This is a genomic window from Microcystis sp. M_QC_C_20170808_M9Col (assembly GCF_007095495.1).
GTDB classification, from domain to species: domain Bacteria; phylum Cyanobacteriota; class Cyanobacteriia; order Cyanobacteriales; family Microcystaceae; genus Microcystis; species Microcystis aeruginosa.
Map to the genome: position 1 here is coordinate 1 of NZ_SFBZ01000282.1, position 15,389 is coordinate 15,389.

Sequence of the window (15,389 nt, forward strand, 5' to 3'; positions counted from 1 at the left end):
CCTTTCCGGGGAAATGTAGAGAAGATCGGGAACCGGACACCAATCTCGATCGTTTTTGCTGAGAATGATCGCCCATTCGATTCCCACTTCTCCCCGTCCTTGATTCCAGCGATCGAGTATAGAAGATAAAGCCAGAGTTAAACGAGAATGAAAGAATTTCGGTGACATTTTTGGGATCGCTTCTCCATCGACTAATTCATAGGTAATATCGCCATCGGGAGCGGTTAGTGAGAAAAATTCCGGTAAAGTGAGGGGTTTAGAAGAGATAAGAGTCATGGTCAATTTTTAACCGAAGTGATAGGACAATCGAGCGGGAATTTTCAGATCGGGGCGATCGCTTATTTGGTAATATTCCCCGCGCATTCTCACATTACGAATCAAACTAACGGGAGGCATATTAATCACGTCGTAGCCAATCACCTGATGGGTAAACATAACATCGAGAGGATTTAAAGGATAGGGATAAATAAATAAATCCTCTTTTTGTTTTGATAGGGAAAGTTCTGTCAGTTTTACTTCCGCTTTACTCATCCATTTTCCCAAACGAATCCATTTAGGAAGTTGTAGGGGGTGATGGGAAATGATAAAACATTCAAAAACACTTTCGGGAGCGATTTCTTTTGCCCTGCCAAAACTGGGAATATTTTTCTGGGTTTTTTCCATCTCCACATGATAGTTATTATTGGCATATTTCCAAGTATTGAGAACCGCCGTATGAATGATCGCCCGTGCGGGAGTGACATAAATTTTCTCTTCGTTAAGAGGATTTAAATGTTCTTGGTACTGTGGAATCTGTTCGGAACAGAAGTAACGATAACTATCGCTATTTACCAATCCCAAAGCATAACAAAGCGCGTAATTATGAATTACGGGTTCGCTTTCGTAGAGTCTGCCGATTTCACGGGTTGCGTAATAAAGACTATCGTGCAGTTCTAATTGACAGGAATAAATATGTACCATAACTCTTTAAAAATTGCGAGGATCTAGGGTGAGAAATTACTCACCCTACTGAAATTTACGGTTTTTTAGCGGCTGGTTTTTTCTCGGCGATATGTTTCTTAGCGTAGTCTTTCGCTTCTTTATCCGCTTGGTTCAAGATCGATAAAATTCCTGCTTCCGTACCCGTGAGAGTTTTCACCTCGGTTAATAAAGGTTGAAAATTTTCCCCGATAAAATCGGTATGAACGATAAATTCTTCCGCCATTAATGCTTGTATTGCTTCGGTGGCTTTTTCCATAACTAAATCCTCGTCTAAGGGATCGATCGAGTGTAATACTTCATCGGGAAGGCGATCATATATTGCCTGTGTCCAGCGCAAATTACTAACAATTTCCCCATCGGCAAAAATAACACCGATAAGCTCATTTCTTACCCGTCCCGTCCGGGTAGTTTGCGCGCCGTAGTGACGGGTACGCAGGATGTTATTAAAAACATAGAGAAAACTTGCTTCTGTCGGATCTTTGAGCGTGACAATACTAGGGAAAAACACCTGCGGACGGATGTGATCCTGCTGGTTAATCCTGCTAGTCACTTCTCCTACTTTTGTGTCATTTTCTCCCTTCGATGCCATAGTACCGTTCTCGTAGGGAGCGTTCAAAGTAAAACTTTCATGGGATTCATCAAAGGGTGTGATCGAAAAAGCCGTATCTACTACTACTTTCGATTTTTCTGAACCAGAATCACCGATGGCAAAACCATAAATAATACAGTCGGGGTTATTCATGGCAAATTTTACATTGTACTCACATTCTTCGGCGGTAATTAATTTGTAGTTTCTGAGTAATTCTCGACCGACTAAACGTTCTGGAGTTGACTGTTTCCGTTTAAACATCGATAAACGACTAATCGTTTTTTTGCTATCAATTCCCGCACGAACACGAGCTTTATTTAGCTCTCCATCTGTTTGAAATAAAGGATAAGATTCTGTGACTCGAATCGTCAAAAAGTGAACGTATTTTCCCATCGGTTTGTAGGGAATCTCGCCATGAAAGAATTTAGAATCGAGGGTTTTCAGTAAAGACATGGTAGGTACTCCTTGAATTAATTATTGTTTTCAGAATCTTCATCCACAGTTTGACCCTGGGCTTTTAACTCTTGATTTTCTCTGTCCTGTTCAAGACGGTAAAGAAATTCGCAGGTATCGCGAAGGAGGTTTAATTGTCTGCCAGCTAGACGCGCTCGATCGCCCTTAAAAGAAACCTCGAACACATCGATCACAAAATAACGAGCAAAAGACAATATTTTCTGTCTTTCCTGTTCTCGATCGGATAAAATCCAGCGACCTTCTGCGGTGGAAGCATGAACCCGATTCATTAAGCTGGCCACTTCCGCCGCTACTACAGAAACTAGGGCTTCTCCCTGATACATTCCTCCTTTGAGAATCGTATCGGCGGCCACATCGATCGGTTTTAAAACTGCGTTCGCTTTCGGATTATATCGTTTATTAGCTCGATAGAATTGACGATACAATTCGGTTAAGTTTTTAGGGTGATTTAAGGGCGATTCTGCTGTCATATCGATAGTTAAATTGGTTCGGTTGGCTTGTACATAGGGATCGAAACAAGGATAAAAATCGTAGAGATACAGAGCGATTCGATTAGCGCTCGGTATATCGGCATCTTTGCCCCGTTTCCACTGTTTAAGGTAATGAAAAACATAGAGAGGACTGGTTTCTAAATTGATAGCGAGTTCCGTTAATTTGCCCCAATTGGGATCATAACCCGTCTTACCCTGCTTCGAGTTCACGTCTAAATGAATAGAATAGGCTGCGGTTAGGGTATTTAAGGGGGCGGAATATTTTTTTCCGTCATTATCTTGCCATGGGTTCAAGACTCGATCGAGACGGAATCGATCGCGTCGAGTTAAAGACCGGATCGCTTGGGGCGCACTGTCGAGAAATACCGTCTCTTCAAATTCCGCACCGTCGCGATAGGGAGGAATAGGAGACTCAGAAACCACCGTTTTGACATCTAGAATCATCGGGAAAGCTAATCCTAACCATGCTGGCATAACCCAGGATTCCGTATCGGTGGGATCGCGGCCCGGAGGTAGGGCCATAAAATAAAAGGTTAGGGGTTTATCTTCGGGATAGGATAGTTTAAAAGTGCGGTCTTTTTTGCCATCTTCCTCCTCGTTAATTGTTTCCTTTTTCTGCCTTAATTTTTCATCGATCAGGAAACTATCAACACTCTGATAACGGGTTCGATCGAAGTTAGCGACTAGATCCTTATCGACAAAGTGCAACTTTATCGAGCTATCAAAACGAGTTTGAGCGATGTTAGCGTAGGCTTTTTGTAAAAAACTATTGGTTTCGGGAGTAAAATAATAGGTCGGGTAAAAGTACAGATAGCGATATTTGCCGTCCTCGAAACGTTTTCCTACCGCTTGGGTTTGATTCATAAGAATCTGACGCAACATCATTTCCGTTCCCGCGATACTGGAAATATTTCGTTTGGCGTTCGAGCCTGCCAGCATTTGTTTATTGGTATAGACTTGGGGAGTAAAAAGAACCGCCGATTCCATCTGTTCGCTGACACTATAGGGAGAATGGGAGATCGAACAGAGAAGTTGACGGCCGCGACCTTGTTTTTTAGCGGCGTTGTAGTGGTTTAATTCTTTCTGGAAGATTTCGATCGAGTGGGCCAATTCCCGACCGGGTAACTGCACCACTTGATTAACCCACTCTCGCAAATCCTCCCAACCATCGGGTAAGTTATATCCCGCAACTATGGCGGCGATTTTTGCGGCGAGAAAAGCGATTAAATCTTCTGCAACCGGTCTAATATCCTCGATTCCGGGATGCTGTTTCAGGTATCGCGCCGCTAGATAATACCATTCGTAGGGAACCCCTCCCGTATTGCCTTTCAGTTTGAGTTCTTTTAACGATTCATTAATACGCTTGATCGCTCGAATTTGTGGCAGATAATTTTCTAGATTCCAATAATGCGCGATCTCGCTAATTAAATCTAAATCCGGCGGTGCGGGTAAGTTTTTCTGCAATTTTCGCGCCTGTTCGATTTTTTCTAGGCGATCGCCCCAGATTTTCCTCGTCACCACGTCCCCGAATTCCGCTAGGCGATCGATGCGGATATCATCTTCACAATGAAAATCGTAATCCGTCGGTAAAACGCCCTGTTGTTGAAATTTAATCAGGTTTTCGCCGCGACTTCCGGCCACGGACGCTTTATTATCACCGAGGATGCGAAGGGTGGCGTTGAGGGCAGCGCGCATTAACCCGGCATCGTCGAAAAATTGGCTGTAGTAATCTGCGTATTTCATCCCCTTGCCATCTCTACCGAATCCCGTTTGTTTACGCTGTAATTCGCCGCTACAGAGGGATTTAATCGTGTCCACCACTCGATTCGGTAAGGTTTCTAGGGACACTTCTGGCGCGTTTTTGGGGGCGATATAGACAACTCCCGTAGGCAAGTAAAGTAAAGGCTGATAGTCTAGTTCTTGATGTGCTTCCATCACCGCGTTATTAAGTACGTTCGTCAGTACCCCGCGGTTTTCGGCGATGCTGTGGTAAGTAAATTTTAGTTCCCCATCGCTGAGGCTGTATAAAAGGTCTTGTAACGAGGCTTTTTCCGCGTCGTGGGGGTGTTTAATAATGGATGCGAGGCGATCGGCTAGACAGGCAAGATCGGTTAAACTTTCGAGAGCGCTATTGTTTAAGCGAGTATTTAACCCATCTTCCGAGGTATTTCGATCGGTATCATTCCGACGCTGGGCATTTTTAGCGATATATATCAAATCATCAAGATATTCAGTCCATTTTTCTGGTTGATCGGAAAATAAAAAGCGATCTAATCCTAATTCGGGAACCAATACTTGAAAAATCTCTCGATGTTCCTCTCGTGATAGTTTGCGGATATCTCGATCGAAGTCCTCGTTAATCTCGATATATTTCGCCGGCATCGCGGGAAAAAGCGAGTAGCGGAATTTCTCGAAATCGTGGAGAATAAACCCAGCGATCGCCAACCTGCGCTCGCATTCCTTTACTACCCGTCGAACGGTAGTATTGAGTTTTTCTAGTCGTTTTTCGATGAGATTGGCGGGAAATAATCCATTAAGTAAATGAGTATTGAGAGATTGATCGCCCGCGTTATCCCGTCGAACTTTGCTTTTTCCCTCTAATTCCCGACGGCGATCGATTTCCTCGAAGAAATTTCCTCCTTTTGCCGTGACACCGATCGCTAATCGGAGTAAATTGGGTAATACCATTTCGGCAAAATCTGCCATAACTCGATCGTCGGGGTTTTCGGCTCGAATCGCCTCCCGTAGGAGTTTTAGGGTTAGCAGTTGGCGAACAGTTTCGACTCGGCGATCGCTTACCGATTCGCTAATTCCTAAATCTTCGCCAGAAAGAGATTCTAAATCAATATCCTCGAACTCAAAATCCAGATCTTTATCTTCAATTTTTGTAGTGTTATCGAATAGATTTAACTGTCCCGTTTCCTCTAATTTTTTTTGTTTTTTAGGCATCTTTCACCTCTAGAGAGTCTAAATAGTCGGTAATTTGTTTGAGATAAAGCGGAAATTGAGATAAAGCGATCGGAATCGCCTTAAAAACAAGTTCATTATCGATCGCCTCGTATTGATGCACTAAACGATTTCGCATTCCTGATGATTTCGCCAACTCCCCGGCTAGTTCTCTGGTAGTTAAACCATTTTTACCAGCTTCTATAAAAGAATCGTAATAGGTAGCGGGAGTTACGTTATGTAATTGTAAAAGAAGATAGCTATTAATATCGGAAGATGACTCTACCAATAATTCTATCAATCTCTCAACCATAAGTTGATAGTCAAAATTGTCCAAATACTCTGATAGAGTAACGCTCTCGAACCCCCGTAATCGATTAAGATATTTGATCATCAAACGAATTCTAACGGTGACTATCTCCCTTTCCATCGTTTAAACTCCCCATTGTTTGAGCCAAAGATCGATACTGTCTTTTTGAATCTTTCGGAATTTAGCGGTATCGGCGTACTCTTTCCAAGCGCGTACACGAAATTTTAAAAAGTCTCCCGTATTTTTTTCATAGATAAGTTTTCCATCTCGTGCGACTTGATACTTCATTAATGGAGAACAGCGATCGAGTTCAATTAGATCGATCAAATCACGGTTTATCTCAAACAATTCACTCAAGATAGAGAGAGAAGTTAAGTAATCATTACTGATTTCCTTAATATGTGTTTGTCTGTTTGTTTCATCGTGTGAAATTGCCAAATCCCAATCGCTATCAGGTCTATGCTCTCCACGCGCTCTAGAACCGAAGAGAATTAATAGTTTTAAATTCGGTAGTTTTTCCACAGTCGTGGTTATTCTATTGACTGTATTGATAATTTTCAATTCTTTCGTATTTCTAACCATTTTCTGCCTCCAAGAAATCTAGATATTGAACGATCGAGCGTTGGTAGCGAGGATAATCTCGTAAAATATTAGCGATCGAGGAATGAACGATATCGGGATCAATTTTCTTGTATAGGTGTACGAGTAAGTTCCTTAATTTAATAGACTCGGCCAGTTGAACGGCTAGGTGTTCTTCTAAGATTCCCAGTTCTACGATTTGAAATAATGCGTCGCGAGCATTATTCGGAGACTCGATATCTAAACATTTTAAAATCTGGTAATTGATATCGATGCCAGTTTGAACGATAAGCTGAATTAACCTTTCTATGGCTAATTGACGTTCTCTTAATGTACGATAATCCTCTAAGGTGATCGAACCGTACTCGCTAAGTTCGGCGAGGTATTGATTCATGAGGTTTAATTCGTCTATCGCAATCAGAGGTTGAATAGCATTTACACTCCTTTTTCTCGTAGAGAAATCTCTAGATTATTCCGTAATTGACGGTATAACGCTTTCGATTCTTCAGGATTCATGAGAAATTTTTCTTTAAATCCCTCGAATAGTCCCGTTTCCCGTTCGTATAGAAGTTGACCATCCCGCGCGACATAATGAGCGAGGATCGGTGAACATTCTTTTAAATCAATCACATCAATTTTGTCCTCGGGAATCTCTAAAGCTTGTTCGAGTAGTGTATAAATTTTCAATAGACTCGAAATATCCTTTTGATCGCTTCTTTCCTCGTATAAAACAGCGAAATCCCAATCGCTATCAGGTTTATGCTCTCCACGCGCTCTAGAACCGAAGAGAATTAATAGTTTTAAATTCGGTAGTTTTTCGACAATAGCCGTAATTTTTTCTACTAGCCTATTCATATTTAGCCCCTATCAAAAAAAATGGCAAGAATCCGATGGATATATCGATCGATGTCCCTAGCGTCTGTCTATGTCTATTATCAAACGCGGAGGAAGCAAAGAGCAACTAAATCCCAGAAAAAGTGTCCGTACACTTTGACTCCCTCATCTCCTTTTGACTCTTATTAAAAAAAGGGACTTCATCAACTATTTTCGATTTGTTGTTAGAGTCCCTAGTCGCTGTGTCAATCTCAGACGGTTGAAGTTTTATTCAATGACGAGAAGCTTTCCAAGCCACTTGATATATGAGCGTACTTCGGATGATTGAACAACCTCAGCCTTGGCAAAGCCTTGAATAGTTCGGAAATCACACTCTAGCTTTTCAAATGCCTCCTTTACCTTCGGACTACGAACTTTCTTCTTCATGTCCATGAAAGGTAAAATATTAGTTTGGAGAGCATCGGAAGAGACGGTTATCTTTGGAGTCCGAGTTTTCCTTGTCTCCTTAACGCAAGGCTTATTCTGAAATAAAGGTAGCTCAAGTTGTTTGCCTTGAGGCTGTTGATTTTTATCGAGGGACATTAATCCTCCTTGGTTAATTTTGGAAGTGAAACTCTGTCACTAAATCGCAGTTAAAACGCTTTTAAGATTTGAGAACAGATAAACAATACCCACCAGTCCTTAGCTATCATGTAAGGAGGGCAAGGAAGTAGTCCTATACTCGTATTCCCGAACGCTTTTCTAAATAGTGTTTAGAGTTTCACCTTCTTTACGATACTTTGGGAACGAGCAAAAGTCAAGTGTCTTACGACTATAGGACATAGACAGTAAATAGACTATCTGTTATAGTAACCATGGGACAAGGCACACTGTCGATTCCGAACCCCTATCAGGGATTGAAACTATGTTCTATAGTCGTGTTCGCGTGCGCTTTTCTTTTTTGTCCCGATAATCCCTACTTAGGGATTCATAGCTCATCCTCACGCCTACTGTCTCTTTTGCGATCTTCCCAAGTTACTTCAACGTAAGACTGCAATTCCTTAACTCGTTCGGGGGTCAAATCGGAAATCCATTCCCCGCGTTCGTAAGATTCAAGATAATCTCGTTCTTCCGGGTCGAGATTACTAATATCCGTTCGTTTTTTATATATTATGATCGAGTCTATCGGTTCCTTGTGGGAACGAGCGTTAGGATTATTCATGGTTATCGATCTTCTGATAAGTGTTGTTTAGTGACCTCAAAAGGCATCAACAGATCCACACCTCACCCCCTTTACCTTTGAACCGATGAGCGAGAGTATCCAACAACAAAGCCGATTGACCGATCGCTATAGAATAGGGTGACAGGGGAGAATGAAGACTACTCTCGTCACTAATCGGATAGATACCAAAGTGCATCGGTAATTGTAAGCGTTGGCGAACTGCAGCGACGGGATAGGCAAGAACGAAGCTAACCAGAGCCTGATCCCGTAACTCCCGACTAATTCGATCGAGCCAAGCATTATCTGGTTGCCAAACACCGATTCCCGTCAAAACCTGCACTTTCCACGCGGAGGCGATCTCGCCTAAATCGCCGTCGTAGGTAAAGCGCCAGTTTAACCGTTCCTCTCGATATCCCTTTAAATTCAGAAACGTGAGACAATAATCGAAACGTCCGCGCGCGATCGGTGTTTCCGTGGCCTCGATCTGGCGCTTAAACTCGCCTTTTCTCCACACCTCCACCTCTAGATTACCGAGAATACTGGGTAAATCGTAGGTTTTAAAGCGATCGCATTCCTCTGGTTCCGTCGAATCGTATAACCCGCATAATAACGGACTTGACCCGCGAAAACTAGACGCATCCTCGAAAATCGGATTACCGTTTTTCCCCGATAACTCCTTCCATTCGTCGGCCCATCCTTTCACCCGACCGGCGACCCGTTTTAAACTGGTATCGAAAACCTCCTCGCATTCCTGTTGAAACTTCTGGCGACTTTCCCCGTATTGGGATTTGATCTTCGGACTCCCTAAATTCCACCAGAGTTGAAATGATTGTACCGCTCCCCAACGTTGGTAATAACCCTCGAAATTATTGATATGACGGTAGTTACTCTTGATGGCCTCCTGTAGCTGAATTCGGTCATACCGTTCCCCGACTTGTAACGGTGCGTCTTTCTTCTCGAATAACCGTTCTAGGAAAAATTTCGGAACCAGAGCGATCGCTGTGAAGTTAGTAAATTTTACCGCCGTTCCCTTTCGATCGTAGCCGCTGTGACGGCCTAAACGGCCGAAACGTTGAATAAAATTTCCCGCATCCGACGACTCAAAAATGAGAAAATTAATCTTGAAGTCCACCCCCACATCGATGGTACTCGTTCCGATCACCAGATCACGATTTAACGATGCCAACTTCTCCCGCGTTCCCGAAAGACCCGTATTTTCCCCCACTGTTAAACCGATAGTCGCCAATAATTCTCGGAAAATCGGCAGCAGACGTTTAACCGAAGCGATCGAATTGAGAATAATCGCGCCCTTGCTGCCGGGGTATCGCTTAAAATAGTCTAAAATTCGCTCTTTATTTTCCTTCAACCAATTTTCCGAAGTTTGAAAACTCGACGGTAAGGGAATAAAAGATAGCTCGATTTCCGAGGTTACTTGTCGCCATCCCTGTTGAGCGAGGGAATTGGCCTCTTCTGGGGTATCGGGAAACCGGTATTTTCCTTCTCTTACCGGGTCGATCGATCGATAGCGAAACCCCGCTTTATCCAATCGTTTTAGTAAACCCTCGTCGGGAGTCGCGGACAAAAACAGGTATCGTTTCCCACGATTGGCCCGTCGGATTAGAAGCATGGTATTGATAATACTGGCGACCTGTGGCGTGCCGAAAACGTGAAATTCATCGAATAGGAAGAGAGCGAAATGTTTATCGATCCGGTTCCATAGCTGATCGGGGTTATCGTAGGGGGTTAAATAGGCCCCCCGATGCAGATAATGGAAAATATCGGGGTTAGTTAAGAGAATTTCCGACTGTTTCGATCGAGTCTCTAGAGCGATCGCTTTCGTTTTCCCATCCCGTTCGGCGTACAATTCCAACTCGGGCCCGGTTAAAAGATTGACCCGCGGTTGATCCGTTGGTTGAAATCGTTGAATATATGCCTCGATCTGACCCCGCTGATCCCGCGCTAGTTCGTTGGTTGGGTAGAGTCCCATAATCGGGAAATATCCTTGCAAAGTTCGCAGGTAGGCCGCTAGACTTTTCCCGTCCCCCGTCATGGCCGTATTGAAAATCACATCGATATCGGGATCGTTGAGTGCTTTCCACGTCTCCACCTGATGCCACGATAACCGCCATCCTTGCGGAACCTTGATCCCGTCCGGGATCTCGTCCGCGGGACAGGAATAGACCGGCCTGAGCGTTACTTGATAATTTACCATGAATTTCTGTCCGTAACTCCTTGCTATCTTCCATAGTACCCACGATAATAGGGATGGACAAGTACCTAAACAGAAAAAGTGTCCGTATATTTATAAACTATGAGCCGGATAGGACAATCAATCACTTTATCGGTCAGTGAAAAAGAAAAAAAGGCCCTAGAAATCCTTGCCAGTGAATTCGGGCTATTTTGGGGAGATAAACCGAATATATCGAAGTTAATCAAAGAAATTGCCCGTAATAAGCTTAAAATCGCTCCTAATCACGACTGGAAGCCCGATCGCTTGCAGATGCTCCAACAGGCGATCGATTCTCTCATCGATGCCGGACAAATCCCCATCGCCCTAGAACTAACTAAACTACTATTAGAACGGAGCGAACTGTCGGGACCCTTACGGAAAGAGCTAGAACGCCACCTCGATAATCCTCCCCCACCATGGCGGCTGGAACTCGATCGCTGCATTCTCCGACAACAACCGTTTCAGTTATCCTATCAGGATGCTGGCGATCGAATCTGGGAATTCCATCTTTACCATGCCGCTATCAATCGTCACGAGGATCGCTTATATCTCGATTGTTGGTGCGAGGAAACCGAGGGAAATCAAGATATTTCCGAACTACACCATAATTGGAGTTTACGGATCGATCGAATCCCCAACGATTCCTTAATTACCCCAATCCCTAGGGGCAAGTGGCGCAATCAGCTTGATAGTGTGTCGGCCGAGTTTCACCTGTTCGATGGATTAGCTCGATCGTACCGGACTAAAACCGCTATCGATATCGCCAACGAATTGATCTCGAACGATCCCCCCGTCCGGCAGATTACCCGACAGGTAACGAGTAGCTTCTGGTTTTTCCGCGAGATTCTCCCCTACGGAGAAGATTGCTTGCTGATCTCCCCGGAAAAAGTCCGCAAGCGTTTCTATGACAAGTTGCAGCGGCTTTATCACAGATGTCGGGGTGAAGACCCTCGGTTTTACTGACGGGATGAAACCCCGACCAAAATAGAACCGCAAAGCACGATTAAATCCTTGACAATTTAGCCTTGCATAGCTTACCATAGTAAATTTAGTTTGGTAAACAAGATGTTAAAAGCGTTTAAGTACAGAATCTATCCGACCAGTGAGCAATCAGTTTTGCTTGCCAAGTCGTTTGGCTGTGCTAGATGGTTTTACAATTACGCTCTCAACTTGACATCCGAAACTTACAAGCAAACTGGAAAAGGATTAAGCAGAGACGAAATAATTAGGGTTTGCTGAAAAAGTTTTTCTTGGGGGCAGGGTGTGGCCCCCCAACCCCCCCGACATCGGGGGGGCAGGTGGGGTGTAGGGTTTTACCGATTTTGAAGGGGTCAATTACCTAATTTTCAGGGAAAAAGTCTCTGAATTTTCCCCCCGATCCCCGCAATGGCTGGCACTTTTTGAGGGGAAAAAAGTCCAAAAGTCTTATCCAACAAGGTTTGTAGATTTATTCAGCAGACCCTAATTAATCGGGTAAATAAAAGCTGATAGCTAAAAAAACTGCTAACTGATAACCTGGGAGAAAATATAATTGTAGCTACCTACCCATTCCTGATTAATTCCTATGGCAGAAGAAACCACCACCCCCGCAACTCCAGCAGCAGAAGCAGCAAAACCGGCTCAACCTGCGGCTGCTAAAAAACCCAAGGAGCCTACCGTCGAGGAAAAACCCTTCGCTGAATTTATTGAGCAGCATTTTCAGCCCGCACTGGCGGCAGCCTTGCAAAAGCTCGGTATAACTGATATAAAGCTGTCCTTTAAACAGGATAAAATTCCCGTGCAGGGCTTTTCTAGCTCTCCCTGTTGGCAGTTAACTGGCAATTGGCTCGAGGGAATGCGTCAATTTAGCATTTATTTTTTAGAAGAAGACATCAATGGCAAAAAAGCTTTTTCTCAAGCTGAGGGCGGCGCTCAACCTAGTACCCTTGAATCATTTATGATCGATGAAAGGAAAGTTAGTCTTGATTTACTGTTGTTTTACACCAGGCAACGGCTTAACGGTCAAAAGTGGTTGACTAGAAACTAAAATTGCTGAGGATTAGCGATCGAGAAGGGGGGTAAAATGAGTATAGACGACCACCGCTTATCGATCGCTAATAGTAATTATGCGTGTATTTGTACTACTTTTTAACGCAGGCACAGAAAACGAAGGTATCCACACCATTCAAATGGGAGCTATCAATAAGGTGTTGATGTTTGAATCGGAAGATGATGCCACCCGTTATGCTCTGCTGTTAGAGGCACAGGATTTTCCGACTCCCACGGTAGAGAAAATTGATTCGGAGGAAGTCGAAGAATTTTGTCGCGGCGCCGGCTATCAAGCGGAAATAATTGAAGCGGGTATGTTGGTAATTCCCCCCGAAAGCAATGCCTCAGAGTTGGATTGGCAAAAAGAGGAAGTCCCCCCCGCCGAGGAGGAGTTTTCCGAGATTCCCGATGCGGAGTTAGACAGCATCCGTCGTCGTCTAGAAGGACTTTTGTAATAAACCTCTTGTAAAAATCGAAAATTGTCCTGCTTGGTTAGGAGACAGGAGACAGTAGCCAGTAGTCAGGAGTTCGGAGTCAGAAGACAGGACAATAAATCGGCGTTGTTCCCTGTTCCCTGTTCCCTGTTCCCTGTTCCCTGTTCCCTGTTCCCTGACCACTGATAACTGATAACTGATCACTGAATATGACAACCGTGGGGGAATTGGGCGAAAATTTGGTGGCGGATTGGTTGCAATTACAGCAATGGCATATCCTCCAGCGTCGTTGGCGTAGTGCTGGCGGTGAAATCGATTTAATCGTCTTGTCTAAATCTCAGGCGACTCTCGCTTTCGTCGAGGTTAAAACCCGCAGTGCTGGCAATTGGGATTTAGGGGGCAAATTAGCGATCAATGACCGTAAACAAGGGAAAATTTACCAAGCTGCCCAGATATTTCTCGCCTTTTATCCCCAATGGTCTGATTTAAGCTGTCGCTTCGATGTGGCGTTAGTTAGTTGTCAAAAAAGTTCTCTATTAGCTTTACCTCAGTTTTCCCTTGATTATCCCTGTCAGCTACAGGCAGGTTATCAATTGCAATTACAGGAATATCTCGTGGCGGTTTTCTAAAAACACAATAGGCCCGCCTAGGGAGGCGGGCTTCATCTTGCACAAACGATATGGACTCCTAAAAAATTGACGGACTCAATACAATAGAGGTTTACAGAACCCACAACAGTCTATCTGTCAACTATCAAGATTCCTCAGTTTACCGACTCAGGTGCTGATTACGGCTCACTCCATCTGTCCTATATCGAGCAACAGAGGCGAAACCATACTTTACTTTACAAACTTTGAGAATCTGCGTCCGATTTAGCTGTTGCGTTGAGCTAGAGCAGGTGGCACAGGCTCTAGGTCTTTTTGCCTGGAAGGAAGTTGAGTCGCTTCCTTTGTGCCTTATGTTTTTAAGATAACACGTTTGTCAGGACTCGATCGACCTTGTGATTCAAGTTTACACTTATTGATTTTTAGCAAAAATTGCCGTTACAAAACTATAGATAGGGTTTGCGGCCAAAAGTTTGTTGGTGGGGTTAGGAGTCAGTAGCCGGTCGTCAGGAGCCGGTCGTTTCAGGCTTTGTTGCCCTCTTTTTTTGTACCAGTTTATGTACTAAAAGAAGGATAATGCAAGGTTTTTGAAGGTCTTAATCCTATTTTCGCAGCATGAACATCGGATTTTAACAGGTCAAAAGCCTTATTTTAAAAGGGTTTTACCATTATTCAGCAAGCCCTATTTAGCTTTACCAACTAAGGTAGCCAAACAGATAATCAGAAGGTTGGATAAAGCACCGTGCCAATATTTTTCTTATCTGTGAAAGTTATTTTCTTTCTATCATTCGATAATTTCCCACCAGAGTGTTTATACTCTACAGAAAGATTATTCTTTGGGAATTTAGGATAACCTTTTTTACCTTTTACCTTTTATCATACCAAATCCGTTTTTAATAGTGTGATTAACTGCCAAGTTATGGATTGTTTCTCCCTGCTCCCCACCCTCCGCTCCCTGGTCTCCTGTACTTTTTAAACAGGATTTAGTATCACTATAAGTGGGAGAGAGTCACAAATATTGAGATGCACCCAAAAAATGAGTCTAAAACTTTACTTTTTGCGTCATGGCGAAACCACAGCCAGTCAAGCGGGTAGTTTTTGCGGTCGATTAGACTTGCAACTAACCCCGGCCGGCGATGAAATGGCCAAGGATTTCGCTCTTGTCTATCGAGATGTGCCTTGGACAGGGATCTATTCTAGTCCCCTCAAGCGCACCATGGCCACGGCCACCCCTTTAAGCGATCTCTTAGGTATTCCCATCCACAAACGGGAAGGATTAAAAGAGATTGCCTACGGCCAATGGGAGGGAAAAACCGCAGCCGAGGTTAATCGGGAGTTTCATGATGATTATGTGCGCTGGTTAGCAGATCCGGGCTGGAATTCTCCCACAGGGGGCGAAAAAGGCATCGATATCGCTCGCCGCAGTTCGGAAGTATTAGAGGAAATCGACCATAATCACGATGATGGCCATATTTTGATCGTTTCCCATAAAGCAACGATCCGAATCATGTTATGTTCTCTTTTAGGCATTGATATCGGCCGTTATCGCGATCGAATTGCCATGCCCGTGGCCTCGGTGACGATCGTCGAATTAGCCGAACACGGTCCCCTCTTTCAAGTCATGGGCGATCGCTCTTACCTCCGCAATGACCTGCGCTTGCGAGCGGGAACCTAACCAGTCAACAGT

At 43.9% G+C, this 15,389-nt stretch carries 16 protein-coding genes and 2 pseudogenes; 6 read left to right on the forward strand and 12 right to left on the reverse strand.

Features of this window, described 5'->3' with window-relative positions:
* From EWV68_RS17920 to cas3, 11 genes are all read right to left on the reverse strand, one after another.
* Positions 1–276 (reverse strand): Uma2 family endonuclease (locus EWV68_RS17920; RefSeq protein WP_287170590.1); only part of this gene is annotated, 276 nt, incomplete at its 3' end.
* Positions 277–285: 9 nt separating this feature from the next.
* Positions 286–960: a type I-D CRISPR-associated protein Cas5/Csc1 gene (cas5d, locus tag EWV68_RS17925; protein WP_287170591.1), complete on the reverse strand. Its 675-nt coding sequence runs from the start codon at positions 958–960 to the stop codon at positions 286–288.
* Positions 961–1,015: 55 nt separating this feature from the next.
* Positions 1,016–2,023, reverse strand: a complete 1,008-nt coding sequence (gene cas7d, locus EWV68_RS17930) for a type I-D CRISPR-associated protein Cas7/Csc2 (protein ID WP_287170592.1) — start codon at positions 2,021–2,023, stop codon at positions 1,016–1,018.
* Between the two features lie 17 nt (positions 2,024–2,040).
* Positions 2,041–5,484 (reverse strand): type I-D CRISPR-associated protein Cas10d/Csc3, encoded by a 3,444-nt coding sequence (gene cas10d, locus EWV68_RS17935; RefSeq protein ID WP_287170593.1) that lies wholly within the window; start codon positions 5,482–5,484, stop codon positions 2,041–2,043.
* Complete coding sequence (gene hepT, locus EWV68_RS17940) at positions 5,477–5,911, reverse strand: type VII toxin-antitoxin system HepT family RNase toxin (RefSeq protein WP_002778659.1); 435 nt, start codon at positions 5,909–5,911, stop codon at positions 5,477–5,479. Before hepT (EWV68_RS17940) ends, cas10d begins: the two co-directional genes overlap by 8 nt.
* 3 nt (positions 5,912–5,914) lie before the next feature.
* Entirely contained in the window at positions 5,915–6,373 is a 459-nt protein-coding gene (gene mntA / locus EWV68_RS17945; protein WP_287170594.1) for a type VII toxin-antitoxin system MntA family adenylyltransferase antitoxin, read from the reverse strand.
* Complete coding sequence (gene hepT, locus EWV68_RS17950; RefSeq protein ID WP_012266042.1) at positions 6,366–6,764, reverse strand: type VII toxin-antitoxin system HepT family RNase toxin; 399 nt, start codon at positions 6,762–6,764, stop codon at positions 6,366–6,368. The genes mntA (EWV68_RS17945) and hepT (EWV68_RS17950) overlap by 8 nt, the downstream gene beginning before the upstream one ends.
* A 41-nt stretch (positions 6,765–6,805) precedes the next feature.
* The gene (mntA, locus tag EWV68_RS17955) at positions 6,806–7,225 is read right to left on the reverse strand and encodes a type VII toxin-antitoxin system MntA family adenylyltransferase antitoxin (protein ID WP_072924215.1); all 420 of its coding nucleotides are present in this window, start codon (positions 7,223–7,225) and stop codon (positions 6,806–6,808) included.
* Positions 7,226–7,471: 246 nt separating this feature from the next.
* Positions 7,472–7,786, reverse strand: a complete 315-nt coding sequence (locus tag EWV68_RS17960; RefSeq protein ID WP_002778651.1) for a hypothetical protein — start codon at positions 7,784–7,786, stop codon at positions 7,472–7,474.
* Between the two features lie 385 nt (positions 7,787–8,171).
* Positions 8,172–8,405 (reverse strand): hypothetical protein, encoded by a 234-nt coding sequence (locus EWV68_RS17965; RefSeq protein ID WP_287170595.1) that lies wholly within the window; start codon positions 8,403–8,405, stop codon positions 8,172–8,174.
* Positions 8,406–8,451: 46 nt separating this feature from the next.
* Positions 8,452–10,617 (reverse strand): type I-D CRISPR-associated helicase Cas3', encoded by a 2,166-nt coding sequence (gene cas3 / locus EWV68_RS17970; RefSeq protein ID WP_287170596.1) that lies wholly within the window; start codon positions 10,615–10,617, stop codon positions 8,452–8,454.
* A gap of 99 nt (positions 10,618–10,716) precedes the next feature.
* On the opposite strand from cas3, the gene EWV68_RS17975 reads away from it, so the two are divergent.
* The 5 genes and pseudogenes from EWV68_RS17975 to EWV68_RS17995 all read left to right on the forward strand — a co-directional run bounded on the left by EWV68_RS17975 (position 10,717) and on the right by EWV68_RS17995 (position 13,726).
* Complete coding sequence (locus EWV68_RS17975) at positions 10,717–11,598, forward strand: WYL domain-containing protein (protein WP_287170598.1); 882 nt, start codon at positions 10,717–10,719, stop codon at positions 11,596–11,598.
* A 102-nt stretch (positions 11,599–11,700) separates the two neighbouring features.
* Positions 11,701–11,868: pseudogene (locus EWV68_RS17980) on the forward strand (helix-turn-helix domain-containing protein); the annotation flags it as partial.
* Between the two features lie 331 nt (positions 11,869–12,199).
* On the forward strand, positions 12,200–12,661 hold the full coding sequence (locus EWV68_RS17985; protein ID WP_002784696.1) for a DUF2996 domain-containing protein: 462 nt from the start codon (positions 12,200–12,202) through the stop codon (positions 12,659–12,661).
* A gap of 79 nt (positions 12,662–12,740) precedes the next feature.
* Positions 12,741–13,118 carry a DUF3110 domain-containing protein gene (locus tag EWV68_RS17990; RefSeq protein WP_287170599.1) on the forward strand — a complete coding sequence of 126 codons (378 nt, stop codon included), beginning with the start codon at positions 12,741–12,743 and terminating at the stop codon, positions 13,116–13,118.
* Positions 13,119–13,306: 188 nt separating this feature from the next.
* On the forward strand, positions 13,307–13,726 hold the full coding sequence (locus tag EWV68_RS17995) for a YraN family protein (RefSeq protein WP_061431225.1): 420 nt from the start codon (positions 13,307–13,309) through the stop codon (positions 13,724–13,726).
* Between the two features lie 714 nt (positions 13,727–14,440).
* Here the strand turns inward: EWV68_RS17995 and EWV68_RS18000 are convergent.
* Positions 14,441–14,575, reverse strand: a pseudogene (locus EWV68_RS18000) (RNA-guided endonuclease TnpB family protein); the annotation flags it as partial.
* A gap of 163 nt (positions 14,576–14,738) precedes the next feature.
* On the opposite strand from EWV68_RS18000, the gene EWV68_RS18005 reads away from it, so the two are divergent.
* Positions 14,739–15,377, forward strand: coding sequence for a histidine phosphatase family protein (locus EWV68_RS18005; protein ID WP_061431226.1), 639 nt, complete (start codon positions 14,739–14,741; stop codon positions 15,375–15,377).
* Positions 15,378–15,389: the final 12 nt, after the last annotated feature.

Bases quoted from the DNA above. Each gene is read 5' to 3' on its own strand.
- hepT (WP_012266042.1), bottom strand. From the start codon at position 6,764: ATGAATCAATACCTCGCCGAACTTAGCGAGTACGGTTCGATCACCTTA.
- EWV68_RS17995 (WP_061431225.1), top strand. From the start codon at position 13,307: ATGACAACCGTGGGGGAATTGGGCGAAAATTTGGTGGCGGATTGGTTG.
- cas3 (WP_287170596.1), bottom strand. From the start codon at position 10,617: ATGGTAAATTATCAAGTAACGCTCAGGCCGGTCTATTCCTGTCCCGCG.
- mntA (WP_287170594.1), bottom strand. From the start codon at position 6,373: ATGGTTAGAAATACGAAAGAATTGAAAATTATCAATACAGTCAATAGA.
- cas7d (WP_287170592.1), bottom strand. From the start codon at position 2,023: ATGTCTTTACTGAAAACCCTCGATTCTAAATTCTTTCATGGCGAGATT.
- EWV68_RS17960 (WP_002778651.1), bottom strand. From the start codon at position 7,786: ATGTCCCTCGATAAAAATCAACAGCCTCAAGGCAAACAACTTGAGCTA.
- EWV68_RS17990 (WP_287170599.1), top strand. From the start codon at position 12,741: ATGCGTGTATTTGTACTACTTTTTAACGCAGGCACAGAAAACGAAGGT.
- EWV68_RS17965 (WP_287170595.1), bottom strand. From the start codon at position 8,405: ATGAATAATCCTAACGCTCGTTCCCACAAGGAACCGATAGACTCGATC.
- mntA (WP_072924215.1), bottom strand. From the start codon at position 7,225: ATGAATAGGCTAGTAGAAAAAATTACGGCTATTGTCGAAAAACTACCG.
- cas10d (WP_287170593.1), bottom strand. From the start codon at position 5,484: ATGCCTAAAAAACAAAAAAAATTAGAGGAAACGGGACAGTTAAATCTA.
- EWV68_RS17985 (WP_002784696.1), top strand. From the start codon at position 12,200: ATGGCAGAAGAAACCACCACCCCCGCAACTCCAGCAGCAGAAGCAGCA.
- EWV68_RS17975 (WP_287170598.1), top strand. From the start codon at position 10,717: ATGAGCCGGATAGGACAATCAATCACTTTATCGGTCAGTGAAAAAGAA.
- cas5d (WP_287170591.1), bottom strand. From the start codon at position 960: ATGGTACATATTTATTCCTGTCAATTAGAACTGCACGATAGTCTTTAT.
- hepT (WP_002778659.1), bottom strand. From the start codon at position 5,911: ATGGAAAGGGAGATAGTCACCGTTAGAATTCGTTTGATGATCAAATAT.
- EWV68_RS18005 (WP_061431226.1), top strand. From the start codon at position 14,739: ATGAGTCTAAAACTTTACTTTTTGCGTCATGGCGAAACCACAGCCAGT.